Consider the following 250-nt stretch of genomic DNA (forward strand, 5'->3'; position numbering starts at 1 on the left):
TCATATCCTGATCAAACATGTATTAAAAAATACATTGATCCCACTGATTACCGTCATCGGTCTTGAGCTTGGCTCGTTGATTGCATTTGCTGTTGTCACGGAATCCATCTTTGCATGGCCAGGTATGGGTAAGCTCATCATTGATGCGATCAGTGTTCTCGATCGTCCCGTTATCCTTGCATATCTGATGATCACTGTTGTGATGTTCAGTGTCATTAACCTGTTGGTCGACATACTTTATTCTATTGTT

At 41.2% G+C, this 250-nt stretch carries 1 protein-coding gene; it reads left to right on the plus strand.

The features are described 5' to 3' along the window. The coding region (locus HBA93_RS22425) for an ABC transporter permease subunit (RefSeq protein ID WP_221724709.1) at positions 1–250 on the plus strand (250 nt) is incomplete at both ends.

It is taken from the genome of Ochrobactrum sp. SFR4, assembly GCF_019730395.1.
Classification (GTDB): Bacteria; Pseudomonadota; Alphaproteobacteria; order Rhizobiales; family Rhizobiaceae; genus Pseudochrobactrum.